Below are 24,794 nucleotides of genomic sequence, written 5' to 3'. Positions count from 1 at the left end.
GTATGACAATCAAGAAATCCGCCAAGAAATCCAGGGCTGCCAGGGACTTCGAAAAGCCTGCCCATTGGAGCAATGATCCGCCGCCCAAGCCCAAAGCGGGCAAGATCGACGAGAAGCTCTCTCCCACGCGCTACGGTGACTGGGAGAAAGATGGGATCGCGATTGATTTCTAGATCGCGCGCTCCCGCGAAAGCAGGAGCCAAGGGCCACGGTTGACTTGCCAGCCGTTTCAGGTTTCTGCCTCCGCAGGAACTCAGAGGCAGATGGCTAGATCACAACTTCCTGAAACTCACCTTCAGCCCATCTTTCGGCTGAGGGATCGGCCACGCCTGCCACTCCGGTTCATATCCCGGCGCCACTTCAATCGAATATTGTTGTAGCAATTGCGCGAGTAGGATCTTCACTTGCATATATGCAAAGTGCAGGCCCAGACACATATGCGCGCCGCCACCAAACGGCACCCACGCATATTTGTGCCGCGCCTTCACTTTCTCCGGCGTAAACCGCATCGGATCGAATGTGGAGGGATCTGGCCACAGCGTTTCATCATGGTGCGTGTGGTGAATATTGATTCCAACCGGAGTTCCAGCGGGAATGGAACACCCCCCGAATTCAAACGCCTTGAGCGCCCGGCGCGGCATGGATGGGACCGGCGGAATAAGCCGCAACGCCTCCTTGAACGCCATCTCGGTCAATTCAAGCTTGCCCAGATCGTCATAACTCAACGGGCGCGGATTGCCTTCTGCATCCGGGCCGCCGGTGACAGCGATGATCTCGTCGCGGATATTGTCCTGCCACTGCGGATATTTGGCGAGCAGAAAGATTAGCGATGTCGCTGAAGATGTGATCGTATCATGCGCAGCCATCATCAGGAAGTTCATGTGATCGACCACTTCGTCGACCGGCAGCAATGTGCCATCCTCGCGGGTTGCCGTGGCAAACTGGCTGAACATATCCTGCCCGCCGCCTTCTTCGCGGCGGCGATGCGTTTCCTTGGTGAAGTAATCGACCAGGAACTCACGGCCCTTCACACCCTTGCGCATTTTGGTGAAAGGCAAGGGGCGGCGCACCGGCGCAACCGAAGCCTGCACCATGTCGACAAAGGCCGCGTTGATCCTATCGGCCTCTGGCCCCCAGGGGATACCGATGAAACTGTCTGCCGCCAGATCAAGCGTAAGCTTCTTGATCGCCGTATAGAAGGTCATATCACCTTCCCAGCCGGCAATCTCCTTTGCGATCCCGCGATTGAGCGCGCCCGAATAATGCCGCATTGGTTCAGGCTTGAAGGCAATCGACAGCGCGCGCCGGTCAATCCGGTGATGGTCAAAATCCATCAACATCAAGCCGCGCGGGAACAGCTGATCCAGCACCGGCCCCCAACCTTGCTCGCTGGAGAACATCTTGTCCTTGTTGAACAACACCAGCTCATTCGCTTCGGGTCCGACCAGGGCGACATTCCAGCCGCCGAATGCACGTGTCTTGTAGACGCGGCCATATGTTTCAACCATGCGCTTGGTAAAGGCATGCGGATCAGCCAGCATTTTGAAAGTGTTGCCGACAATCGGCCAGCCGCCTTCGCCGGGAATGTGATCTAGATCGGATGGATCAGGATTGCCTTCGGTCCAATGCCGAGGAGCGGTGTCCACAGGCTCGGATGATTTCGGTGTTGGTTGAGCGATGCTTGCCATGGGGGTGGTCCTAGTTTCGAGCGGTTTCGCTATTTACCCCAATGTTAATAGAAAAGGCGCCTAAATCCAGCCTGAAAGTTCGCGGCGCATGATAGTTTCGAGCATTTGCATGCCTGCTTCGGACGTATTGAGGCATGACAAGACGGCGCAATCCTTACCGCCAGCTTCCAAAAACTCGTCGCGACCTTCTAGCGCGAGCTCTTCCAGAGTTTCGACGCAATCAGCGGAAAATCCGGGTGCAACGACCGCGATGCGCCTGGTTCCCTTTTCCGCTTCCGCCACAAGCGTGTGATCGGTTGCCGGCTCCAGCCATTTCGCCTTGCCAAACCGTGACTGGAAACTTGTTTCAATGCGCAAGTCTTCTAGGCCTTCGACTTTTACCAGCCGTTCAGCGAGCAATCGCGCGGTCTTACGACAATGGCAATGATAGGGATCGCCCAGTTCCAACGTGCGCAGCGGCATTCCGTGGAAGCTGAGCAGCAGAACTTCAGGCTTGAAATCGAGTGCGGAGAGCTGACAGGTGATGTCCGCTTCCAATGCCTCGATATAAGCTGGATCGTCATGATAGGCGGGGAGTGTTCGCAACGCCGCTTGCCATCGCGTATCGCCAAGATATTCGGCTGCCTTGTCGACCACGGTGGCAGTGGTCGCACCCGAATATTGCGGGTAAAGCGGTGCAAGCAAAATGCGATCGCACCCGGCCTCTTGCAGCGCTTTCAGTTCCTGCGGGATCGATGGCTGTCCATAACGCATGGCGTGGCGCACAATCACTTTATCGCCCAAACGATTCTGAAGACCGCGTGCTTGATCGCGTGTGATGACCAGCAAGGGCGAACCTTCATCGGTCCACACTTTTGCATATGCCTTGGCGCTCTTTTTCGGGCGCGTGTTGAGAATGATCCCGCGCAGGATCACCTGCCAGATCACAGCCGGTATCTCGATCACACGCGGGTCGGACAGGAACTCCTTCAGATAACGCTTCACATCACGCGGCTCAGGTGAGTCGGGCGTGCCCAGATTGACCACGAGCAAGCCAACACGGCCGCTATTGACTGGCGGGTGATCTGACGGGAGTTGTTGCTGCTGCCAGGTCACGCGGGGAGCATCCCAACCCGGAAGCTGCCGCTAGCGGAGGAGCGACAGAGCGCAGGGTTCTCTAGGGTCCTCGGGACTGAAAGCAGATACGTCATAAGCCGTCTGAAAGTAGGGGCAAGCGGCGCATTCTCAAGCCGGTGGCTGAATAAAGTGCGTTTGCAATGGCTGGCGCGGCCACCACAGCGCCCAATTCGCCCGGATCAAACGCCCGCGCATCGCTCGCGATGAAATCGACGATAATCTCCGGACAATCGGCCAGAGCCGGTAAGTTGAGCGCGCTCAATTGTTGCGATTGCAGCAGTCCGCCAGAATATCGCGTGCTCGCGCCCATCGCAGTTGCGAGGCCGAACACAAGACCTCCTTCGATCTGTTGACGCGCAATGTCTAGATTGACGATCCGCCCAATATCGACTGCCGCCACTATCTGATCCACGCGCACGCCGCCCTCGCCAGCCCGCGCCGTTGCGACGCAGGCAATGCGTCCACCACTCTCCGCATCGCCGATCCGGTGGCATGCAATACCCTGACCACTTTGATCAACGCCGCCGCCCCACTCAGCCAGGCTGGCTGCGCGCTGCAAACATGCGGCGAGCCGTGTGTCGCTGCCTAGCATGGCCATACGGAATGACAGCGGTTCGCGCCCTCTCTCGCTCGCCACTTCATCGATGAAGCTTTCAATCGCAAAAGCCGTGTATGTATTGGCGTTGCCGCGCAGACGAGATACGGGCAAGCCGATCTCCACCGGCACATGATCCACCGCCGCGTCTGGAATTGCGTAAGGCGGCATCGCGCCTTCGCCCGCCAAGCTATCCGCTTTTCCCTCTGTGTCACGAATGGCAGACCACGTGGCGGAGTTTTCAAACAGACGTTGCCCGAACTCCAGGTTGGCTGGCGGCATGGCGATCCGCGTGCGCATGGCTTCGATCCGCGCATCCGCACCTCGATCAATCTTTGCGGCTATCGAGATCGCAGCGGGCGAACGTGGACGCGAAGCCAAAATTTCCTGCCAACGAGACCAGACCAGTTGCACCGGCCGCGCGATCTCTCGCGCGATCAGCGCAACTTCGATGGCGTGATCATGCTCATAGCGCCGGTCAAAGCTACCACCGGCGGGCATCGGGAACAGAACGACATCTTCGACGTCGATACCGATTGCGCGCGCGGCTGCGATCCGGGCGCGCTCGGGCGCTTGGGAAGCGATCCAAAGCTCCAGCTTGCCATCAACAAATCGCGCGGTCGCCGTGCTGGTCTCGTTCGTGGCATGCAGTCCAGGCTCGATATCGTAGCGCAGCTCCAAATCGGGCGTTTCCAGGCGGGCATCGGGATCACCGCGCTCCGCAATGCGCTCAGCTTCGCCAGTGGTGACTGCGCGGTCAAGCTGCTCCTCGATAATGTCGCTATCAACGAGATGCTCCACCCTGAAGCGTGCCCCCATCGTGTCGAGCGCCTGCTCAGCCGCCCACCAGCTTGTCGCCACAACGGACAGCCAGCGTTTGCCTTTTACCGCTCCGACAATACCGCTGATATTGCGCGCGTTGAACGGGTTGAACTCTGTCAACTCAGCCTTGTCGAGCGGACCGTGGCGGATCGCTGCGTAGACCATACCGGGCAGACGCACATCACCTGCGAACAGGAACGAACCATCGACTTTTGATGGCAAGTCCAAACGCGGAAAGGCGCCTTCGCCCCCCGCTTCGCCGGGCAAGGCATCCTCGCTATAGGGCTCCGGCATTAATGGAGGCGGGTCTGGCGGATCGAATTCAGCCGCCTCCATCGCCAGCTCGCCAAAGCTCAAGCTGCGATCCTCATAGACGATAAAGCCCGCACTCGCGCGGCATTCCTCCCACTCGACATTCCAGCGCGCAGCAGCAGCCTGTGCCAGCATGGCCCGCGCCGAAGCCGCAGCTACACGGCATGGCTCCTCGAACGCATCGAGCGATGTCCCATCACCGGTGATGTTGAGCCGCTCGGTTTGCGCAAAACGCGTCGCCAACGTTCCATCTGGGTCGTCGGCCAGGGCCGGAAAGTTTGCCCACATGGGTGCCCATTTCGCAGCCAGCGGGACATTGGCATATTCGCCGCTTACTGGAGCAGGTTCGACCGCAATCTGGCGCCAGTCAGCGCCCAGTTCGGCTGCAACCAGCTGCGGGATCAGCGTGGTAATGCCTTGCCCCATTTCCAACTGCGGCACAGCAACCGTAATAACACCGTCGCTGGCAATCTTGAGCCAGGCATCGAAGATCTGCTCGCCATCGCGCGCTTGCAGCGGATTTGGGAAGCTGCGCGGATACAGCGTCCACGCGATCAGCAGACCGCCGCCCGCTGCCGCTCCTACCAGCAATCCGCGCCGCGTAATCGCCATAGTCAGGCGCTCTCCCTTGCCAGCCAATCAGCGACTTTCTGCGCAACTTGAATAAATGCCTCGCCTTCCGGCAAATCGCGCGCTGCCGGAGGGTTGCCGCTATCGCCGGCTTCGCGGATCGGCAACGCAAGCGGAATGCGGCCAAGGAAGGGAATATCGACCTTGCCTGCCATCTCTTCGAATCCCCCCCTGCCAAAAGGGTGAGACACTTCGCCGCAATGCGGGCAGGTATAACCCGCCATATTTTCGACCAGTCCGATGATCGGGACATGGGCTTGTTCAAACAACTGGCCTGCACGTGCGGCATCGATCAGCGCAAGATCCTGTGGAGTGGATACCAACACGGCGCCGTCGGGTTTTTGCTTTTGCAGCATAGAGAGCTGCACATCGCCTGTGCCGGGCGGTAGATCGATCAACAACAATTCGGTCTCGCCCCATTCAGCATCGATCAGCTGATTTAACGCATTGCCCGCCATCGGCCCACGCCATGCAAGCGCTTGCGCAGGCTTTACCAAAAATCCCATCGACAGGACGGGCACACCATATTCGCTTTCAACCGGGATCAGCTTTTCGCCCGCCGCTTCCGGCTTCATCCCTTCGGTCTTGAGCAATTTGGGCTGAGAGGGGCCGTAGATATCGGCATCAACCACCCCAACTTTCACACCCAGTCTTCGCAAAGCAACCGCGAGATTCGTGGTCAGCGTTGACTTGCCCACACCGCCCTTGCCCGATCCAATCGCAATGATGCGGCGCTTGACCTTGTCAGCCATCATCGCCACGCGCACGTCACTCAAACCTTCTACCGAACTCAACGCATCAATGATCTGCTGTTCGACATGCGTCCGATCTTGAGGCGGCAGGCCGCTTGCATCGAGCACGACAATTGCCCGTTCGCCAACCCTGGTGGCGCTCTTTACCCGTGCGGCAATTGCTTCAGGAAGGTGGGAAATCAGATCCTTCGAATTCATGGGCCAAGCCCCTAGCACCAATTTCCGTAAGACAACCCCTGTTTTTCGCCGGAAGCGCTCCTATAAAAGAACTATGACCAAGTTTATCGACTTTCGAAATTCGATCGTGCTCGCAATGGCTGGAAAAAGCCCCTGGGGCAGTGGGGGCAACAATGACGGCGGCGATGGAGGGGATGACGGCCCTTCTGGTGGCGGCGACAACGGCGATGACAAGGGCGGCGGCCCGCGCAATCCCTGGCTTCCGGGCGGAGGAAGCGGCAAGCGCCGCTCTGCCAATATCGAAGATATCTTCAAGAATCGCGGCCCTGAAGGTCCGCGCAGAGGTGGCGGCGGACCACGCGGTCCGAACTTCCGGATGCCCCAAAGGTCAGGCGGCAAGAGCTGGCTGCCGTTGATTTTGGGCGGCGCAGCTGTGCTGTGGCTCGGCCTTTCGTCTGTTCATTTTGTCCAGCCGCGCCAGCAAGGCGTCGTAACCTGGCTGGGCGGTAAATATGCCGCCACACTCAATCCTGGCACCAACTGGACGCTACCGTGGCCAGTCCAGCAAGTGACGGTCGAGAATGTGAGCCAGATCCGTTCAGCAAAAATTCCGGAAGGCAATCAGGAAAAACTGATCCTGACAGGCGACCAGAACTTGGTTGATCTGAGTTATCTGGTGCGTTGGAACATCAAGAATCTGTCAGATTACCAATTCCAGTTGGAAGGACCGGAAGAAACCATTTTGGAAGCCGCCGAAGCCGCCATGCGAGCGTCGGTTGCCGAGCAGCCGCTTGACCGTGTTCTGTCCGGTGCGGGGCGAGCTGATATCGAGTTGGCCGTGATGACCAGAATGCAGGCGATGCTTGACGGTTATCGTGCAGGCATCGCGGTACAGGGTATCGAAATCGACAAGACCGACCCGCCCCAGCAAGTGATTGAAGCTTTCAATGACGTGCTTGCCGCGCAGCAGGATGCAGAACGTGATATCAACCAGGCGCAGCGTTATGCGCAACAGTTGCTTGCACGCGCTGAAGGTGATGCAGAAGCGTTTAACCAGATCTACGGTGAGTACCGTTTGGCACCGGAAGTCACGCGGAGACGCCTGTACTATGAAACCATGGAAAGCGTTCTGGCGAAGACCGACAAGACCATTATCGAGGCCGATGGCGTGACGCCTTATCTGCCGCTGCCGGAAGTTCAGCGCCGTTCGCGCGAAGCACAACCGCAAGTGGTAACTCCACCTGCAGGAGGTCAGTAAGCCATGGAACATATCTGGGAAAACTATAAGGCCTCAGTGATCAGCATCTTCATGCTAATCGCATTGGCGTTCTCCTCATTGTTCGTTGTCTCCGAAGACGAGCAGGCTGTGATCATCCGGACGGGTGAGCCTCACAGCGTCGTCAATATTTATCGTCCGGATGTTCCGTTTGGCGAGACTAAAGCTGGCATCTGGTGGCGGATTCCGATCGTGGATAATGTACAGATGGTCGATCGCCGAGTGCTCGATCTCGACATGGAACAGCAGGAAGTTCTGACCAGCGACCAACAGCGTCTCCAAGTCGACGCTTATGCGCGTTTCCGCATTATCGATCCGGTCCAGATGATCGAGAACGCAGGCACGGAAGAGAACGTCGCACTGCAGCTTGCGCCGATCCTGACCTCGGTTCTTCGTCAGGAATTGGGCCGCCGGACCTTTGCATCGTTGCTAACCGCAGAGCGCGGCACGGCAATGCAGCGCATTCGTGACACGCTCGACACCCAAGCGCGTCAGTACGGTGCGCAGGTGATCGATGTGCAGATCAAACGTGCTGACTTGCCCGAAGGCACGCCATTGACCGCAGCCTTCACACGGATGCAGTCTGACCGTCAGGAAGAGGCAGAAACCATCCGGGCTCAAGGTCGCAAGAACGCGCAGATCATTCGCGCAGAAGCCGAAGCGGCAGCCGCTTCGACCTATGCGGATGCCTATGGCAAGGACCCGGAATTCTATGACTTCTACCGCGCCATGGAAAGCTATCGCCGTACCTTTGAACAAGGCACAGGCGAAAGCTCCATGGTTCTGGATCAGGATAGCGAGTATTTCCGCCAGTTCCGCGGTCGTCGATGAATGTGGACGGGGCAGCCCGTGCTGCCCCGACCGACGAAAGGTTGATGCACACCTACCGATTACATCTGTCGTTCAAATACGGTTAAGTGCATCCAAGCGCATAAATGCATCGTAATTGAAACCTGCCCAGCAGCGAATCCTAACTAAGCTGCAATGGGAACGAAGTGAGATTGAAAGGACAATAAGCCTGTGCGTTACGTATATGGACTGACCACTGCCCTTCTGATTGGCGGAGCAAGCCTTTCCCTCGCGACCGGCTATCCCGCTGGTGCGCAAGTTGCCCAGAATGATGATGCCGCGATGCAGCAGATTGTGCCGCGTCAGGGCGCACCGGCCAGCTTTGCCGATCTGACCGCGCAGCTACAGCCAGCGGTGGTGAATATCTCGACACGTCAGCGCATTGAAGTGCGCCAACAAGGCAACCCTTTCGCGGGCACACCTTTCGAGAATTTCTTCAACCGCCGCGGTGACGGAAACAACCAACAGCAACAGCCGCAGTTCCGCGAAGGACAATCTCTGGGTTCGGGCTTCATTATCTCGGCCGATGGCTATGTCGTGACCAACAACCATGTTGTTGCGCCGGACAATCGCGCTACGCTGGAAGAAATCACAGTCACAATGCCGGATGGCACGGAGTACGAAGCCGAACTGGTGGGCGCAGATCCCGCGTCAGACCTGGCAGTGCTCAAGATTTCCAGCGGCCGCGACTTCCCGTTCGTGCAATTCGGCGATTCTCAAGGCGCGCGCGTCGGTGACTGGGTGATCGCTATCGGTAACCCTTTCGGACTGGGTGGAACAGTGACGAGCGGTATCGTGTCGTCGGTGCTGCGTAATACTGGCGGCGGCGCGTATGACCGCTATATCCAGACCGATGCCAGCATCAACCGAGGCAATTCGGGTGGTCCTCTGTTCGACATGCGTGGCAATGTGATCGGCGTCAATAATGCGATCATCTCGCCAAATGGCGGCAGCGTAGGGATCGGTTTTGCCATCCCTGCAGAGATTGCAGCACCGATTGTCGCGCAGTTGCGCGATGGTGAAGAGATCGAGCGCGGCTTCCTGGGCGTAAATATCGTGCCGGTGAACGACGATTTGGCCGACTCTCTAGGCCTGCCGAAGAACCGCGGCGAATTTGTGCAAGTTGTTCAGCCCGATGGCGCGGCTGAGCGCGCTGGTATCAAACCGGGCGATGTCGTGACCGCGATTAACAATCAGCCGGTAACAACCGAACAGACGCTGTCATTCCTCGTTGCCAACATCAAGCCGGGCACGCGTATTCCAATCGATCTCATCCGCGATGGCGAAGAGTTGCGCGTGACGGCAACGGTTGCGAAACGTCCGAGCGAAGACGAGCTTCGTCGCCAACAAATGTTCGATCCCGATGCAGAGCCAGACGAAACCCCTGACGAATCAGACGGCACAATCGAGGAAAAGCTTGGCCTGCAGGTTATGACCCTGACCCCGCAAATCGCGCGGCAGTTGGGTGCAGGCGAAGATGTGACCGGCCTAGTCATTGGTGCGGTTGATCAAAACGCAGACGCTGCGCGAAAGGGGCTGCGCCGCGGCGACATCATTCTCTCTGCAAACTACCAAGAGACAGCGAACGTAACCGACTTGGAAGCGGTTGTGGCTGAAGCTGAAAGCACCGGACGGGAGGCTGTGCTTCTGCGCATCCAGCGCCGTGGCGGCTCACCCAGCTACATCGCGGTTCGACTGCGCTAGAATTCACGTAGACCAAGATCGAAGGGCGTTGGGAGCATTGCTTCCCGCGCCCTTTTAATTTGATCAGTTCACGCTTTCGCGACTTGTTTCGCTTGGTCGAATAGTGCGAGGCATTCGCGGCGGAGCCGGTGGTGGCAGATTCTCTCCGGTTGCCTGATCCAGAAAGTCATCGCTTGCGGCCTGCCCGGCTTCGTTAGGTGGCAAGGTGAGTTGCGGGCGTTCGCCAGATCCCGGGACTTGCTCGCCCTCTACCGGCAAGGGGTAGCCATAGCGATCAACTTCGCGTCTTTGCGGGTCGACGAGATTGCCGTCCTCATCGATGAAGTAATAGTCGTCTGGATCGCCGTAGAGATATTCTTCGTCAGGCTCCAACATCCAACCCGGAAGCTGCACTTCTGTATCGAATTCTTCGACCGGACGCCCCTTTACAGCTTCGCGCATGAAGGATGAAAACGCGAGGGCCGGCGCACGCCCGCCCTGAAGCCCGCGCACTGCCTTGGCATCGTCGCGCCCCATCCACACGCCGGTAGTGATCCCGGATGAAAAGCCGACAAACCAGCCGTCCTTGTTGGAGCTGGTAGTGCCGGTTTTGCCTGCCACCGGCCGTCCGATCTGTGCCGCGCGACCGGTGCCTGTGCTAACCGCTGTCTGCAGCAAATCGGTGATCCCGGCGGCGACATAATCAGCCACCAACTGGCGTGAGCGGCCGCGTTGATGTTTGTAAATCTCTTCACCGCTGGCCGCAGTTACGCGGAGCACGCCGTATGGCTCAACCGATTGGCCTTTTGCCGAGATTGAAGCAAACGCGCGGGTCATCTCGATCAGCCGCACATCGCTGGTGCCCAGCACCATGGAGGGATAGGTTGAAATGGGTGACGATATGCCAAAACGCCGCGCCATCGACGCAATCGTGCCGAAACCAACATCCTGCCCCAGATTGGCCGCCACGGTGTTGACGGAATAGGCAAAGGCGGTTCGCACATCTATCTCGCCGCTGAAGCGGCCGTTCGAATTGCGTGGACGCCAGCCATCTATCTCTACCGGTGCATCCTGCACACCATCATCGGGGGTCCAGCCCGCTTCCAGCGCGGCCAGATAGACGAACAGCTTCCACGCGGAACCCGGCTGGCGCTGCGCCGCGGTCGCGCGGTTGTAGCTGCTTTCAACGTAGTCTGTACCGCCAACCAGCGCGAGAATAGCACCATCACGGTCGAGACTGACCAAGGCTCCTTGTGCGCCATCAGGGGCATTCGCCCGGATCGAAGCCGTTGCCTGTTCCTGCAACTCGGTGTCAAGTGTTGTCCAGACTTCGATTGCCTCGAAGGTTTCTGGCAGCAACAGATCAAGCTGCGGCAGAACATAGTCCGTAAAATAGCGGACCGAATTTCCGCCCAAGCGCGTTTTCAGATTGACCGCATCCACATCTACCGAGGCCTGCTGAGGCGTAATGTAGCCCTGCTCTCGCATCAATCGCAGCACGGTTTGCGCACGCGCTACAGCTCTATCGACATCGGCAGTTGGTGAATAACGCGAAGGCGCCTTAACCAGCCCGGCGATGATAGCGGCTTCCGCGACTGAAAGCTCGGTCGCCGGGTGGCTGAAGAAGTTTCGGCTGGCGCTGTCGATGCCATACGCCCCGCCGCCAAAATAGACCTTGTTGAGATAAAGCTCGAGGATTTGCTCTTTGGAAAACTTCCATTCTAGCGCCATTGCCAGCACGGCTTCACGCGCTTTGCGGTCGACCGAACGGTTGTTGTTGAGGAACAGGTTGCGGGCCAACTGCTGGGAGATGGTGGACGTGCCGCCAATCCGGCTGCGATCACCGATGGTTCCTTCCACCACCGCACCTGTCAGGCGGATCGGATCGACGCCGAAGTGCGAATAGAAACGGCGGTCTTCCACGGCGACCATCGCATCCTTCATGACTTGCGGAATCTCGTCGTAGTCCATCCAGTTGCCGAAACTGGGGCCCAGTTCCACAATCGGAGTGCCGTCGCGCGCGCGCACCAGAATGGTCTGATCGTTCTGCGTCGCTTTCAGCTGATAATAGCTTGGCATTGTTTGGACCGCGAAACTAACGGCCACCGCCAGGAACACCGCGCCCAGAACGGCCAGTCCCCCACCCCAAAGGGCAATCCGCTTAGCCCACAACCTAAGACGGCTGTCAGATCCGCCTCCGCCGCGAGATTTGCGCGTGAGCTTGCGGCGCGAACCCGGCTCGCTGCGTTCTGCTGCTGCGCGTCTACTGCCGCGCTTCATCCGCATCTTGGCGCCTCGTTTGGACGTCACTTTATCGCTCTATTGCCCTGATTGCTGGTAGACAAAGTCGTTGCATAGGCGAGTTGTAACCTTGCGTGAACGGGTATCCGGGGGATTTCCTCCGCCGCAATCAGCCTTCGGGGTCAAAGTCGAGCGAGGCCGAATTGATGCAATAACGCATTCCGCCCTCTTCAGGCGGACCATCGGGGAATACATGGCCCAGGTGTCCGCCGCATTTGGCGCAAAGAACTTCTGTACGGATCATACCATGCGAGATGTCGCGCCGCTCTTCGACCATGTCGCTTTCGGACGGCCTGGTGAAGGCCGGCCAACCGCAGCCCGAATTGTATTTGGCATCGCTATCGAACAGCCGGGTGCCGCATCCAGCGCACATATATTCACCGGCGTCGTAGTGCTTGTCATACTTGCCTGTAAACGCGCGTTCCGTGCCTGCTTCACGAAGGATGTGGTATTGCTCCGGCGTAAGTTTCGCCCGCCATTCCGCGTCAGTCAGTTCGGTCTTGTCGCTCATCGTCGGCTCCTCAATCATCAACCTTCGCATAATGCAAAGGCGGCTGGATCACGCCCATACGTTCGGTCAATAACGGGCGGAAACTGGGGCGGCTCTTGAACACCGCATACCAGCCGCGGGTCTGTTCATGACCTGCCCAGTCTATCCCCCCCAGGTAATCGGCAACAGATATCTGGGCAGCCGCCGCCAGATCGGCAAGGCTCATGGTCGATCCTGCCAACCAGGGGCGATTGTCGATCAGCCAATCCATGTAATCCAGATGCCCGTGTGCCAACTTCATCGTTTCGCGCAAGACGCGCGAGTCCGGTGGCTGATTGAGCACGATCCGCTTTTTCATCCGCTCATTGAGCAACGGCGCCGTCACATCGTTATAGAAATTCTCGTCGAACAGCGCGACCAGACGCCGGATTTCTGCGCGATTGGCCGAAGTCCCGTTAATCATTGGCGACTTGTCGACCGTCTCCTCGAAATATTCTGCGATCGCCCGACTGTCACACAAGACAATGTCGCGTTCCTGGTGCGCCAGAACCGGGGTGCGCCCAGCCGGGTTCAAATTCCAGAAATAGTCGCTCGCAGACCAAGGATCCTCGCGCAGCATTTCATAGGCAACGTTCTTTTCCGCCAGCAATAGCCGGATCTTGCGCGAAAAAGGACAAAGGGGGAATTGATAGAGGCGCCACATGCTGGGCGAACTCATGCAGCAATTTGCTGGCTAAATCTACTGACACATTGCTCGATTCGACGCGTTATCAGACCCCGGATGCGTCCAACATCAACAGGCAGCCCGGCATTACATTATCGAGCAAATTGTTGTCGATCAGGCGTTGAGCCTCGGCCTTCGCCATTTGCGAGACCTGTTCGCGCGTCATGCCGGTATCATCGATGATTTTGGCCAGCGATCGCACGAAGAATTCGCGCCCGCGCGGATCGATTCTGGGCCATGCCCGCACGGCTTCGTCACCATTCGCCTGCCCATAGGAAACCAATGCAAAAGCAGCCGAGCACCGCAGCATGGCCGCGTGCTCCTGCGGCAATTGGGCTCGCCCGCCATCCACCGGAGCGGGCTGTAAACTTGCAGCCAAAAGGGCCGCCGCATTGAAAAAAGTCATCATTGCCGGTGCCTATATCACTCAATCTGAACGCAGCTCTTCCAATATGCTTGTTGTGACGCCCAGAGTAACCTAGGCAAATCCAACCAGAGAAGGAGAGGTTACCAAATGTTCAGCCATGTGATGGTCGGATCGAACGACATCGAAGCTTCAAAGAAATTCTATGATGCTGTGCTCGGCGTACTTGGTGCGGGCGAGCCGATGCGCGACGAAAAGGAAGACGGCACAGTTCGCCTGTTCTATTTTCACAATGACAGTATTTTTTCGGTTTCGACCCCGATCGACGGGCAGCCCGCAACCGCCGGTAACGGGTCGACTGTCGGCTTCGCTTGCGACAGTCTGGAGCAGATACAAGCCTTGCATGATGCCGCGGTGGCTAACGGCGGGACAACCATCGAAGATCCACCTGGGCCACGGACCAGCAATATCGGCACATTGAACCTGTGCTATTTCCGCGATCCGTCAGGCAACAAGATTTGCGGTCTGCACCGCGCAGGCTAACGACTTAGCTGGAACACTGCGAATTCGGCGCGCCAGTTAGCTGCTGTCGCGCCGATTTTCTTTTCGCCGGCGAAGAACCATGCGTTCTCGATTCTGGCATCCTTTGCGCGGGCTAGTTCGCGGAAATCGTCAATCGTCACATGGTGGATATTCTGCGTCTCGTACCAACTCACCGGCAAAGCGCGGGTTACAGGCATACGCCCGCCAAACATCAGTGAAGCGCGTGTGCGCCAATGGGCGAAGTTGGGAAAGCTGACGAAAACCTGATTGCCGACCCGCAATAGCTCATCGAGCATCTTGTCCGGCCGTTCGGCGGTTTGCAGGGTCTGCGAAAGGATTGCGTAGTCAAACGCCTTGTCAGGGTAGTTAGCCAGATCGCTGTCGGCATCGCCCTGAACCACTGATAGTCCCCGCGCTACACAGCGCTCTACGCAAGTGGCGTCGATCTCGATACCGCGCGCATCGCATGATGCTTCATGCTCTAGCACGTACATCAGATCGCCATTGCCACAGCCGATATCCAGCACGCGCGAATTCGGGCGCACGTGACTGGCAATCGCAGAAAGGTCCGGCCGCAAGGCGCTACCCATCAAGGAACCCCCTCATCACTCGATCTAGCTGCTCGTGCTCCAGCAAGAAGCTGTCATGTCCATGCGGCGCGCTAAGCTCAACAAAGCTCACCTTGGCACCGGCCGCATTAAGCGCGTGCACGATATGGCGGCTTTCCGCAGTGGGATAAAGCCAATCACTGTCAAAACTGATCAGGCAAAACCGTGCAGATGCGCCTGCAAAGGCATTGGCAAGAGTTCCGCCGTGCTCCTCTGCCAGATCGAAATAATCCATCGCACGGGTGATGTAGAGATAGGAATTGGCATCAAAGCGCTGCGTAAAGCCGCTGCCTTGATAGCGAAGGTAGCTCTCGACCTGAAAATCCGCGTCAAAACCAAAGCTTTTGGTCTCACGGTCCTGCAGATTGCGGCCGAACTTCTCCGTCAGGCCTTCTTCCGAAAGGTATGTGATATGCGCGGCCATGCGTGCCACCGCCAAGCCGTTGTCGGGCGAAGCATCTGATGCATAGTAATCGCCTCCATTCCAATATCGATCAGCCATGATGGCTTGCCTGCCAACCTCGTGAAATGCGATATTCTGCGCCGAATGTCGCGCCGATGACGCAATGACCAGCATGCGTTCGGCTCGCTCTGGCCAGTTCGCAGCCAGGCTGAGCGCCTGCATCCCGCCCATCGATCCACCGATAACCGTGTGTAGCTTCTCGATACCGAGCTCGTCGAGCAAGCCGACCAGCCCGCGCACCATGTCACGGATGGTGATGACCGGAAAACGCATACCGTATGGCTGGCCGTCCGCTGCCAGCGAGGCGGGGCCGGTCGAACCCATGCAGCTGCCGATCACGTTGGCGCAGATGACGTGGTAGCGATCTGTATCAATGACTTTACCAGGGCCAACAATACGCTGCCACCAACCGGGCTTTCCTGTAATGGGATGATCCGACGCGACATATTGATCGCCTGTCAGTGCGTGACAGATCAGGATTGCGTTGCTCTTGTCTGCAGCCAATTCGCCGTAGGTTTCATAGGCGATTTCGACACCTGACAGCACCTGCCCGCAGTCAAGCGGCAAGTCAGCGCTGAGCTTGATGCTCTTCGAGACGATCTCTTGTGCCATTGGGCGTGTCGATTGGGCGAGAGCGGCTTCCAAGTCAATTGCTCAAGGGCATTGGCGCATTTCCATTTTCTTTCCGCGCGCAAAGCGGTTATTCGCCCCGCCCTATGACTGACGCCGATCAAAGTCGCCCCGAAGGCAAACCCTGGATCATGGGCATTCACGCCTATGTACCGGGCAAGGCCGTTAGCGCCGATGGCACGCAACTGATCAAACTGTCCGCGAACGAAAACCCCTTGGGCACAAGCGAAGCTGCACATGCGGCGCGCAAAGCCGTGGCCGACAGCGCGGAGTATCCTGATCCCGACGCGCGCGAATTGCGCTTGAAGATCGGTGAAGTTCACGGCCTCGATCCGGCGCGGATTGTCTGCGGCACTGGTTCCGACGAATTGCTCAATCTGGCCGCGCAAGGTTTTGCCGGACCAGGCGATGAAGTTCTGTTTAGCAAGTTCAGCTTCTCGGTCTATTACATTGCCGCACGGCGTTGCGGCGCGACGCCGGTTGAAGCGCCCGACAATGATTATGCCACGAATGTCGATGCTCTGCTGGCGGCTGTAAGCGACAAGACAAGCGTCGTTTTCCTGGCCAACCCCAACAATCCCACCGGCACCTATCTGCCGCGCAGCGAGGTCAAACGTTTGCATGCCGGATTGCCGTCAGATGTGCTGTTGGTGGTGGATCAGGCCTATGCCGAGTATCTGGAAGCAGACGAAGATGACGGCGGAATGGAACTCGCCATGGCGCATGATAACGTGCTGGTCACCCGTACCTTTTCAAAGATTTACGGGCTGGCCGGCGAACGGATTGGCTGGGCCACAGGCGCACCGCATCTGATTGATGTCCTCAACCGTATTCGAGGACCTTTCAATGTCACCAGCAGCGGACAAGCGGCCGCAGCAGCAGCGCTTGATGATCAGGAATTTGTTTCCCGCAGCCGCGATCACAATGCGCAGGAACTGGCCCGCTTTACCGCCGCAGTCGAAGCATTGGGCAATCACGGACTGCGCCCCATCCCCAGCAAGGCAAATTTCCTGCTGGTGCTGTTTGAAGGCGCAGTCACTGCCGAGCAGGCGCTCAATGCGATCAGCGATGCCGGCTATGCCGTTCGTCATCTGCCCGGCCAGGGACTGCCCAACGCTTTGCGTATCACCATCGGACATCGTGCCGATATGGACCAGATCGCGGCGACACTGCGCGCGCTTTGCGGAGAGAGAGCGTGAGTATTCAGTCTGTCGCGATTATCGGGCTAGGCCTCCTAGGTGGCTCAATCGGTCTTGCGGTGCAAGATCGCGCAAGTGACATTACAACCACCGGCTATGACGCGGACGCGGATGTGCGCGGCAAGGCCACCGAGCGCGGTCTTGTCGGAACCGTTTGTACCAGCGTCTCCGATGCAGTGGCCGAAGCGGATCTGGTGATCCTGTGCGTTCCGGTCGGCGCCATGGGGTCGGCAGCGGCTGAAATTGCAGGCCATTTGAAGCCCGGCGCAATCATCAGCGACGTCGGTTCATCAAAGCAGAGCGTGCTCGAAGATCTGTCCGCGGCGCTTCCGGGACTGACGGTCATTCCCGCGCACCCTGTTGCCGGTACAGAGCAAAGTGGCCCGGAGGCAGGCTTTGCCACGCTGTTCGAGAACCGCTGGTGCATTCTGACCCCGCCTGATGGTGCAGATGAGGCATCGGTTGAAGCGCTGGCCGATTTCTGGCGCACGCTCGGCTCGAAAATCGAGATCATGGATGCCGAACACCACGACCTGGTTCTGGCCGTCACAAGCCATATTCCGCACCTTATCGCCTATACGATTGTGGGTACGGCCAGCGATCTGGAAGACGTAACCCGCAGCGACGTGATCAAATATTCGGCTGGCGGCTTCCGCGATTTCACTCGCATTGCGGCCTCCGATCCGACCATGTGGCGCGACGTGTTTCTGCAAAACAGATCCGCTGTGCTGGAAATGCTGGGCCGCTTCACTGAAGACCTGACTGCGCTGCAGCGCGCAATCCGTTCAGGCGACGGCGAGACCTTGCACGAACTGTTTAGCCGCACCCGCGCCATTCGCCGCGGAATTATCGAGGAAGGCCAGGATGACCCTTCACCCGATTTCGGGCGAGGTCACTAAGCTGCTTTGTTCAGCGCATTCATCGCTGCATGCACGCGTGCTTCGGCCTCAGCACGCGGTAAGCTGGCCGGAACAGGCTCGCCAATTTTGTAGGTGATCGTACCGGAACGTTTCCAGAGCCTGTGATAGAGACGCCCGCTGTTTACCGCGACCGGGATCACTTGCAGGCCGAGTAATTTATAAAGACCGGCAAAACCCGATTGCAAGGGCGGCGACTGGCCCGGCGCCACCCGCGTCCCCTCGGGAAAGATCACCAAGGGCCGCCCTTCGTTCAGTTTCTCTTTCGCGTTGACGATCATCTGGCGAAGCGTCCGTGCGCCTTCGTCACGCGCGACCGGGATCAGGCCGTATACTACCGCTGAGCGCCCCCAGCCGGGAATCATGAACAGCTCGCGCTTGGCAAATACTGATGGCGTATCGAGAAGGGTCGGGGCGTCGATCGCTTCGAAATAGCTTTCGTGTTTGATCGCATAGAGAGCCGGCCCATCGGCAAGTTTTCCTTCGACTACCACGTCTATCCCGACGATGGCTTTGAGGCACCAGCGATGCCACCGGCTCCAGCTGGTTACAACGGCGCGCAATTGCGCCTTGCCCAGGAACAGCGCGATGACAGACCCGATAACCAGCATCGCGCTCCAGCCATAAAAGACCGGGTAATAGACTAGACTTCGAAGTATCGACATGGGCGAGTGCCTAAAGCCCCGTCAGCGCGGTAAACTCGCTCGCTAGAAGCTTGTGATATTCAATAACTACCGTGCTCATGCGAAAACGCGTCGGCAAAGCATCGCTCACCACTACAATACTGCCTGGCAGAAGCCGGTTGAGCTCTGATTCTACCCGGCGCATATGCCAATCGCTGGTCACCAGCCGCAGGGTCTTATGCTTGCTAGCCATCGCCCATTGCGTGATCTCCGTCGCGTTACTGCGGGTATCTGTCGCATCAAATCCCAAATCGACACAGCAGTTCATATGGCGCTGGGACACGCCAAACTCGGCGGCAAATTCCGCAGGGGTCACATCATTATTCACGCCGCTTACCAGCATTTCTTTCGCTAGCCCCCTGTCCAGCACTTCGATGCCGCGTTGAATCCGCCCTGCTTCGCCCGTTGCGACCACGATTGCGTCGGTTTCGATGTCACCGGCGGGGCCGGGGGTGCTGGCGGCAAACCAGACAAATCCGAAAATCCAGATCAGGAATAGTCCTGCTACAAATCGCAAAATCACAGCATCCGCCTCAAGGCTGAAAGCACAGTTGCGCGGGCCGTTAGCATCGCCAAAGCAATCCCGCCAAGTGGAATAGCGAACAATAGCACCCAATCGGTCAAGCGCAGATTGCCCCCCGTTACGATTCCCGAATCTATCGCAGCGAACCGTCCGCCTACAAGCCAAATCGCCACAGAACCCAATGCAAGACCCGCCGCCCCGCCAAGAAGCGCATCAAAGGCCACTGTCCGTTGAAAAATCTGCGCGATCTGCCGGTCTGTCCCGCCAAGCAGGTGTACGATTTCGATTGTTTGCTTATGCGTACTGAAGGCACTTCTGGCAGCGAGCCAGACTGCCGCAGCGCTGCCCAGTGCAAGCAAGACGATCAGCCCGAGCGCCATGTAACGCAGCGACGAAAGCGCGTCATAAACCGGGCGCAGCCATGCAGACTGCGCATCGACGCGGGCTGTCGGTATCTCTTCAAGCAACATGGCATTCAAGCGCGCAGTCTCTTCCGTGCTGGCAACACCGGCCAATTCTGCATCAACCAGCGCGGGGATCGGGATCCCGCCTTGCGAAGCCGCGGTGTCGCCAATCCATGGATCGAGCAATTGAGCCAGCTCCTCCTGAGGCACGACCCGAACGCTAGTCACAGCGCTGTCTGCAATCAAAAGCTCCGCTGCATGCTGCGCTTGCGCATCGCGCACTTCTGCATTGGCTTCGATTATCTGTACCGTCAGCGCGCCTGACAAATCGGATTCTGCCCGATCAATCAAATTACCCAGCGCTATTCCTGCGGCGGCGGCCATGACCGTCAGCGCGATCATGATGGCAATGACCCAGGGGATAGGCCCGCGGCTGCGCGAACGTGGCGCCAATCGATCAACCCGCTTGCCGCCAAACGGTACCAGATCACGCGCGAGCGAGCGGCCGATGAGCGGCGGACGCTTCATTTACCGATCCCTTCGTCCAATGCCCTGCGCCCAATCTGTGGCGGATACCGCAGCGCACCGGTTGGATCGAGCAGATTGCCCTTTTGCAAGCGCATGATGAGCGAATCCGGCATGCTTCGCAGCAAATTCATATCATGCGTCGCTACTATAACCGTCGTGCCCAGGCTGTTCATCCGTTCGAACAATTGCAGCAATCGCTGCGCCATTTCCGGATCGACATTGCCCGTTGGTTCATCGGCGATCAGCAATTGCGGGCGGCCGATTACAGCGCGCGCAATCGCGACACGCTGTTGTTCACCGCCTGACATAGTGGTCGGCACAGCTTCAATCCGATGGCCCAGACCGACCCATTCCAGCATCTCTGTGACGGGATCGGTCAGTTCGGCTTCACGCACCCCCGCCACGCGCAATGGCAGCGCCACATTGTCGAAAGCGGTCAGATGCGAGATCAGCCGGAAGTCCTGAAACACCACCCCCAGCTTGCGGCGCAATTGCGGCATCTGTTCGCGCGGCAGTGTGATCAGATCCTTGCCAAACATCCGGATTGCTCCACGCGAAGGGCGCTGCGCAAGGTAAAGCATCTTGAGCAGGCTCGTCTTCCCGGCTCCGCTGGCACCAGTCAAAAAGTAAAAACTGCCCGGGAAAAGCGTGAAAGAGAGATCGCGCAAGACCTCTGGCTCAGTGCCGTATCTCAGCCCAACATTGTCGAAAGTGACAAGTTCGTGCGCGCGTTCGCTCATCCGGCGGGTCTATCCCAAGCATATCAGCGTGCAAGCATAATCATGGCCAAATGGGGTCCCAGGGGAGTTCCGATGTGGAAAAACACGTCAGAATGGATGCCAGTCCTTGTGTCAGGCTTGTTGCGCCTGCACCGCCCGCCTAGAGGATTACCCCATGATCATTGCCTGTCCCGAGTGTCACACACGATATGTGGTGCCTGATGCGGCGATCGGTATTGAAGGGCGCACAGTGCGCTGCGCCAAATGCAAACGCAGCTGGTTTCAGGACGGAAATGTCCCGGACACTGAACCGGAGCAGCCGACGCCCAGCGAGAAACCGTCTGATCAGGCAGAGACCCGCGCTTCGCCCGAACCGGAAGAAGACACCGCGGTTGCCGGGCCCGGGGATAGCGAGGATCCATCGCAACCGTCGGTGAATTTCTGGAAGACGCCCGAAGCGGAAACCAAAGCTGAGCAGAGTGGACAGGTTTCCGCCGAACCGGAGCCTGAATCTCGACCCGAACCAGAACCAAGTTTTGTCAAGCCGGCAGTCGAGACAGTGTTTGAGACGTACTCTTCCGACGACGACTATTCGCAATTCGATCACGAGCCGCCCTTTCGCCCACGGCGCAATCCGATCAAGATCTGGACTGCGGCAGCTCTTTTGTTTGCTGTGAGCGCCGGCGCTGCGATCGTCGCGGTGAACATTTGGGGCCTCCCCGCCTGGGTGCCGATCGAACGGCCGGTATTCGGAATGCAGCAAGACGGGCTGCAGCTCGACTTCCCGCCAGAGCAGCAAGACGTTCGGACGTTGCCCAACGGGACCGAATATCTCGAAGTTCAAGGCACTGTGACTAATGACGCGCGTGAAAGCCTGAATGTGCCGACGATCTTGATCGTGCTGCGCGATGGGCAGCGGCGGATCGTCTACACCTGGGAAGTTGTGCCACCGAAGAGCGAGCTATTGCCCGGCGAAACCGTGTCGATCACCGAGGCGATGCTGGACGTGCCGCGCTCTGCCGCTGAGATCGAAATCGGCTGGAAGCCACGCTAGAATAACGCCCCGGGCAGCGCTGCCCATTTAATGAGTCCAAAACGCTTGCGAAGCGACACAGTGGTTGCTAGTGGCGCGCTCCTATCCGCAAAGGGATTTACCAACCTTTGTCTGACTCGGTGCGGTCGTGGCGGAACTGGTAGACGCGCAACGTTGAGGTCGTTGTGGGCTAACGCCCGTGGAAGTTCGAGTCTTCTCGACCGCACCAATTACCTTTCACATAGGTGATAATATGTTCGCCAGGTCCCGAGGTGTCACCGAGATTTTTCGGTTACCGATTGCGGTTGCATGAACACTAAATGCAACCGTTTAAGTGGTACGCTCAGTCAATAGCGAGCCCGCCTTTAGGTTCAATTACCGAACTGCCCAGCCTTTACCGAACGAGCGGCTATGCCCAGCCGCGCTATCCGGATATGTCGAAAAACGTGTCCGCGAGTTACAGTGTTTCGAAAGTCAGTCCTGCATTTGCCTCAAGCCGCTCCACCAAAGCATCTCCCATGAGGGAAGCGGGGGTCCAAAACCCTCCCGCATTCTTGCCAGTTTCAGCAGTGTCGAGAATGCACAGCCCCGCCTCTGCAAGCATCTTGGCAGTGGAGCCGTATCCGGGGTCTCGGTCGCCGGTAACCCGCACTCTCACGACCTCACCGCTTGAGGTGGTGCCGGCCAGCTTGATCTTGAAAAAGCCGGCCTCCTGAACCTCTTTCGAAGGTCCTTCGCCTGGCTTTGGCAGAAATTTTTCAGCCAGCCAGCGTGTAGGTGGCAGAGCCAGAACGCCCATGAAACCACCCATGCCCAGTGTCATCGCAATTGACCCCAAGCGGCCCCGAAAGCCATCACCGGTCATTGTGTATTCGGAATAACGAAAATTCTCACCATAGCGATTGCCTTGCAGCGCGTTGGTGCGTTGCACGATCCGCGTGTTGATCCCCGCCATGACAAAGGGCGCACACCATGATTTTAGCGCATCGCTGTAGTAACGTGCCTCTGTGCGTTGTTTGGCTGTGTTGTGATAGTCATCGGGACACATAAGGTAAGGGTCCGCGAGCTTCTTGCGCAAGGACGGATCGGCTCCCGCTTCCTTCAGTACATTAAGCAGGCTGGCGACTGTGCCTCCGCTGAACTCCCCTTTGGCCGCTTCGACCCCGAATTCGACTGTCTCGCAGGGGCCACCGGTAGTCTCCGTCGCATAGTTCTGCAGAAAATGCGTACCAAGGTCGCTTGGTATTGAGTCAAAGCCGCAGCAATTGACGATCAGCGCCCCGCTTTCGCGCGCAGTCTCGCCATACTTATCCAGCATCGCGGAAATCCACTGAACCTCGCCTGTAAGGTCGCAATAGTGGGTGCCACTGGTCGCGCAAACCTTGACCAGCTTTTCTCCATAAAGCGCGTATGGACCGACGGTGGAGATAACGAGGCGCGTTTGCGCGCACACATCGGCAAGCGATGCCTCCTCGTCCGAATTAGCTATAAGCGTTGGCAAATCTGCCGCGCCTTCGCCTAATTTCTCTTTCAGAGCGGCGAGCTTGGCTGGCGAGCGAGCAGCGATGGCCCAGCTCACATCACCACCGATACCGTATTTCGAGAGGATGTATTCCGCTGTGATTGCCCCCACAAAACTGGTGGCACCATAGACGACAAGATCAAATTTGGCTTTCTCGGTCATGGACGTTCCTGCTGTGAACTGGGATGTTTGGGGTCCAAGGCTTGATAGAAAGCTTGGGTAGGTAGGAACACTACTCTGAGTAACGCTCTGACACAATGGAAGCGTTGCTGTGAGGCGTATGCGGTATCCACCAAAGTTGATGAAGGCCCCATCCGAGCCGCTCAAGCAGAGGAAGAACTTTGGCTTACAAGAACGGTAAAAGACGCTTCCGTCTGGCAGGTTCGCACTAATGCAAAAGAATTGACCATGTTACTCGCCCAGTGGGAAGGCGCGCTTAGTTCAAACCAGATCATCGGTTCGTCCGCACGTTTATCTCGATATGCAATCATGCATGCATGAGCAAAGTCAGCTAATTGCGCTGCTCGCTTGCTTGCGTTATGATCGTCGGTGAGTGATGGTTGGATCACTTTGTCTCGAATAGAAATTCTTGTGCAGGCTTGGCACCAAATGCTGGGCTGTGCGTTATTTAAAAGTGTTCCGGCTGAAATTGGAACGATGGAAAGGGTAGATGATGAAGAAGCTCCAACTTGGTCTAATGGCTAGCGCATCGGCATTGTTGCTTGCGGCCTGCGGTGGCGGCGAGAGCGAGCCGGCCGCGACCGAAGAAACGACAACTGAAGAAGTGGGTCCCGCAGAAGAAGCCGCGGTTGAAGAGCCTTCAGCGCCTGCGGCTGACGATGTCGCAACACTCGATGGCACCACACTGGCTGATTTCACCGGCGAGGCAGCGGCGGGCGAAAAGACCTTCATGCAGTGCGCCTCTTGCCATGTGGTCGAGCCGGGCGTGAACCGTGTCGGTCCATCGCTGGCGGGGATTGTTGGGCGTGCAGCAGGCAGCATCGATGGCTACAACTATACCGAAGCCAACGCGAACAGCGGCATTACTTGGACACCTGAGAAGATGTTCCAATATCTGGAAGATCCGCGCCGCGTAATTCCGGGCACCAAAATGGCATTCGCTGGCCTGAAAGATGGCCAGGACCGCGCCAATGTGATCGCATATCTGCAGACGACCGGCAGTTAAACCATACCACTCAAACAAATTAGAAAGAGCGCAAGGCCCATAGGCTTCGCGCTCTTT

24 protein-coding genes and 1 tRNA gene are annotated in these 24,794 nt (G+C 57.9%); 10 read left to right on the top strand and 15 right to left on the bottom strand.

All coding sequences use genetic code 11. From position 1 onward, the window contains the following. The first annotated feature begins 2 nt into the window (after window positions 1-2). Window positions 3-173 (top strand): DUF1674 domain-containing protein, encoded by a 171-nt coding sequence (locus QZ487_RS05050; protein WP_285976670.1) that lies wholly within the window; start codon window positions 3-5, stop codon window positions 171-173. A 99-nt stretch (window positions 174-272) separates the two neighbouring features. Here QZ487_RS05050 and QZ487_RS05045 read toward each other — a convergent pair whose 3' ends face one another. The 4 genes from QZ487_RS05045 to QZ487_RS05030 all read right to left on the bottom strand — a co-directional run bounded on the left by QZ487_RS05045 (window position 273) and on the right by QZ487_RS05030 (window position 6,113). Then, complete coding sequence (locus QZ487_RS05045) at window positions 273-1,688, bottom strand: cytochrome P450 (RefSeq protein WP_296023609.1); 1,416 nt, start codon at window positions 1,686-1,688, stop codon at window positions 273-275. A 60-nt stretch (window positions 1,689-1,748) separates the two neighbouring features. After that, window positions 1,749-2,783, bottom strand: coding sequence for a ferrochelatase (gene hemH / locus QZ487_RS05040; protein WP_285976668.1), 1,035 nt, complete (start codon window positions 2,781-2,783; stop codon window positions 1,749-1,751). Between the two features lie 91 nt (window positions 2,784-2,874). Continuing rightward, window positions 2,875-5,145, bottom strand: coding sequence for a molybdopterin cofactor-binding domain-containing protein (locus QZ487_RS05035; RefSeq protein ID WP_296023607.1), 2,271 nt, complete (start codon window positions 5,143-5,145; stop codon window positions 2,875-2,877). Window positions 5,146-5,147: 2 nt separating this feature from the next. Then, window positions 5,148-6,113 (bottom strand): Mrp/NBP35 family ATP-binding protein, encoded by a 966-nt coding sequence (locus QZ487_RS05030; protein ID WP_285976666.1) that lies wholly within the window; start codon window positions 6,111-6,113, stop codon window positions 5,148-5,150. Window positions 6,114-6,228: 115 nt separating this feature from the next. Between QZ487_RS05030 and hflK the strand changes: the two genes are divergently transcribed. The 3 genes from hflK (at window position 6,229) to QZ487_RS05015 (ending at window position 9,921) form a co-directional block, all read left to right on the top strand. After that, window positions 6,229-7,350, top strand: coding sequence for a protease modulator HflK (gene hflK, locus QZ487_RS05025; RefSeq protein ID WP_285976956.1), 1,122 nt, complete (start codon window positions 6,229-6,231; stop codon window positions 7,348-7,350). A 3-nt stretch (window positions 7,351-7,353) separates the two neighbouring features. Then, on the top strand, window positions 7,354-8,199 hold the full coding sequence (gene hflC / locus QZ487_RS05020; protein ID WP_285976665.1) for a protease modulator HflC: 846 nt from the start codon (window positions 7,354-7,356) through the stop codon (window positions 8,197-8,199). 189 nt (window positions 8,200-8,388) lie between these two features. Beyond that, entirely contained in the window at window positions 8,389-9,921 is a 1,533-nt protein-coding gene (locus QZ487_RS05015; RefSeq protein ID WP_296023606.1) for a Do family serine endopeptidase, read from the top strand. 63 nt (window positions 9,922-9,984) lie between these two features. On the opposite strand, the gene QZ487_RS05010 is transcribed toward QZ487_RS05015, so the two are convergent. The 4 genes from QZ487_RS05010 to QZ487_RS04995 all read right to left on the bottom strand — a co-directional run bounded on the left by QZ487_RS05010 (window position 9,985) and on the right by QZ487_RS04995 (window position 13,824). Beyond that, window positions 9,985-12,180, bottom strand: a complete 2,196-nt coding sequence (locus QZ487_RS05010; protein WP_296024116.1) for a transglycosylase domain-containing protein — start codon at window positions 12,178-12,180, stop codon at window positions 9,985-9,987. A 130-nt stretch (window positions 12,181-12,310) separates the two neighbouring features. Beyond that, on the bottom strand, window positions 12,311-12,712 hold the full coding sequence (msrB, locus tag QZ487_RS05005) for a peptide-methionine (R)-S-oxide reductase MsrB (RefSeq protein WP_285976663.1): 402 nt from the start codon (window positions 12,710-12,712) through the stop codon (window positions 12,311-12,313). 10 nt (window positions 12,713-12,722) lie between these two features. Next, the gene (locus tag QZ487_RS05000; RefSeq protein ID WP_296024115.1) at window positions 12,723-13,394 is read right to left on the bottom strand and encodes a glutathione S-transferase family protein; all 672 of its coding nucleotides are present in this window, start codon (window positions 13,392-13,394) and stop codon (window positions 12,723-12,725) included. A gap of 67 nt (window positions 13,395-13,461) precedes the next feature. Further along, complete coding sequence (locus tag QZ487_RS04995; RefSeq protein WP_285976662.1) at window positions 13,462-13,824, bottom strand: hypothetical protein; 363 nt, start codon at window positions 13,822-13,824, stop codon at window positions 13,462-13,464. Window positions 13,825-13,929: 105 nt separating this feature from the next. On the opposite strand from QZ487_RS04995, the gene QZ487_RS04990 reads away from it, so the two are divergent. Continuing rightward, window positions 13,930-14,322 (top strand): VOC family protein, encoded by a 393-nt coding sequence (locus QZ487_RS04990; RefSeq protein ID WP_285976661.1) that lies wholly within the window; start codon window positions 13,930-13,932, stop codon window positions 14,320-14,322. Here the strand turns inward: QZ487_RS04990 and metW are convergent. Further along, window positions 14,319-14,912, bottom strand: coding sequence for a methionine biosynthesis protein MetW (metW, locus tag QZ487_RS04985; RefSeq protein WP_285976660.1), 594 nt, complete (start codon window positions 14,910-14,912; stop codon window positions 14,319-14,321). The two genes, QZ487_RS04990 and metW, sit on opposite strands and share 4 nt — an antisense overlap. Further along, window positions 14,905-16,005, bottom strand: coding sequence for a homoserine O-acetyltransferase (locus tag QZ487_RS04980; RefSeq protein WP_285976659.1), 1,101 nt, complete (start codon window positions 16,003-16,005; stop codon window positions 14,905-14,907). The genes metW and QZ487_RS04980 overlap by 8 nt, the downstream gene beginning before the upstream one ends. A gap of 104 nt (window positions 16,006-16,109) precedes the next feature. Here QZ487_RS04980 and hisC point away from each other — a divergent pair, with 104 nt between their 5' ends. Beyond that, entirely contained in the window at window positions 16,110-17,222 is a 1,113-nt protein-coding gene (gene hisC, locus QZ487_RS04975; RefSeq protein WP_285976658.1) for a histidinol-phosphate transaminase, read from the top strand. Continuing rightward, window positions 17,219-18,121 (top strand): prephenate/arogenate dehydrogenase family protein, encoded by a 903-nt coding sequence (locus QZ487_RS04970; RefSeq protein WP_296023602.1) that lies wholly within the window; start codon window positions 17,219-17,221, stop codon window positions 18,119-18,121. The genes hisC and QZ487_RS04970 overlap by 4 nt, the downstream gene beginning before the upstream one ends. Here QZ487_RS04970 and QZ487_RS04965 read toward each other — a convergent pair. Genes QZ487_RS04965 through ftsE form a run of 4 tightly spaced genes read right to left on the bottom strand, consistent with a single transcriptional unit; the run spans window position 18,118 to window position 21,017 of the window. Further along, the gene (locus tag QZ487_RS04965; RefSeq protein ID WP_296023600.1) at window positions 18,118-18,804 is read right to left on the bottom strand and encodes a 1-acyl-sn-glycerol-3-phosphate acyltransferase; all 687 of its coding nucleotides are present in this window, start codon (window positions 18,802-18,804) and stop codon (window positions 18,118-18,120) included. The genes QZ487_RS04970 and QZ487_RS04965 overlap by 4 nt on opposite strands. A gap of 10 nt (window positions 18,805-18,814) precedes the next feature. Next, a complete protein-coding gene (locus tag QZ487_RS04960; protein ID WP_285976655.1) occupies window positions 18,815-19,345 on the bottom strand; it encodes a YdcF family protein in 531 nt (176 codons plus the stop codon). After that, window positions 19,342-20,277: an FtsX-like permease family protein gene (locus QZ487_RS04955; protein ID WP_296023599.1), complete on the bottom strand. Its 936-nt coding sequence runs from the start codon at window positions 20,275-20,277 to the stop codon at window positions 19,342-19,344. The genes QZ487_RS04960 and QZ487_RS04955 overlap by 4 nt, the downstream gene beginning before the upstream one ends. Next, a complete protein-coding gene (ftsE, locus tag QZ487_RS04950; RefSeq protein ID WP_285976653.1) occupies window positions 20,274-21,017 on the bottom strand; it encodes a cell division ATP-binding protein FtsE in 744 nt (247 codons plus the stop codon). The genes QZ487_RS04955 and ftsE overlap by 4 nt, the downstream gene beginning before the upstream one ends. A 154-nt stretch (window positions 21,018-21,171) precedes the next feature. Between ftsE and QZ487_RS04945 the strand changes: the two genes are divergently transcribed. After that, on the top strand, window positions 21,172-22,050 hold the full coding sequence (locus QZ487_RS04945; protein WP_296023597.1) for an MJ0042-type zinc finger domain-containing protein: 879 nt from the start codon (window positions 21,172-21,174) through the stop codon (window positions 22,048-22,050). A gap of 121 nt (window positions 22,051-22,171) precedes the next feature. Then, window positions 22,172-22,258, top strand: a tRNA-Leu gene (locus tag QZ487_RS04940). A gap of 228 nt (window positions 22,259-22,486) precedes the next feature. Here the strand turns inward: QZ487_RS04940 and QZ487_RS04935 are convergent. Then, on the bottom strand, window positions 22,487-23,713 hold the full coding sequence (locus tag QZ487_RS04935; RefSeq protein WP_285976651.1) for a saccharopine dehydrogenase NADP-binding domain-containing protein: 1,227 nt from the start codon (window positions 23,711-23,713) through the stop codon (window positions 22,487-22,489). 508 nt (window positions 23,714-24,221) lie between these two features. Between QZ487_RS04935 and QZ487_RS04930 the strand changes: the two genes are divergently transcribed. Next, window positions 24,222-24,737, top strand: coding sequence for a cytochrome c family protein (locus QZ487_RS04930; protein ID WP_367114430.1), 516 nt, complete (start codon window positions 24,222-24,224; stop codon window positions 24,735-24,737). Window positions 24,738-24,794: the final 57 nt, after the last annotated feature.

Source organism: uncultured Altererythrobacter sp. (genome assembly GCF_913057185.1).
Taxonomy (GTDB): domain Bacteria; phylum Pseudomonadota; class Alphaproteobacteria; order Sphingomonadales; family Sphingomonadaceae; genus Erythrobacter; species Erythrobacter rubellus.
This window is presented reverse-complemented; position numbering and strand designations above follow the sequence as displayed.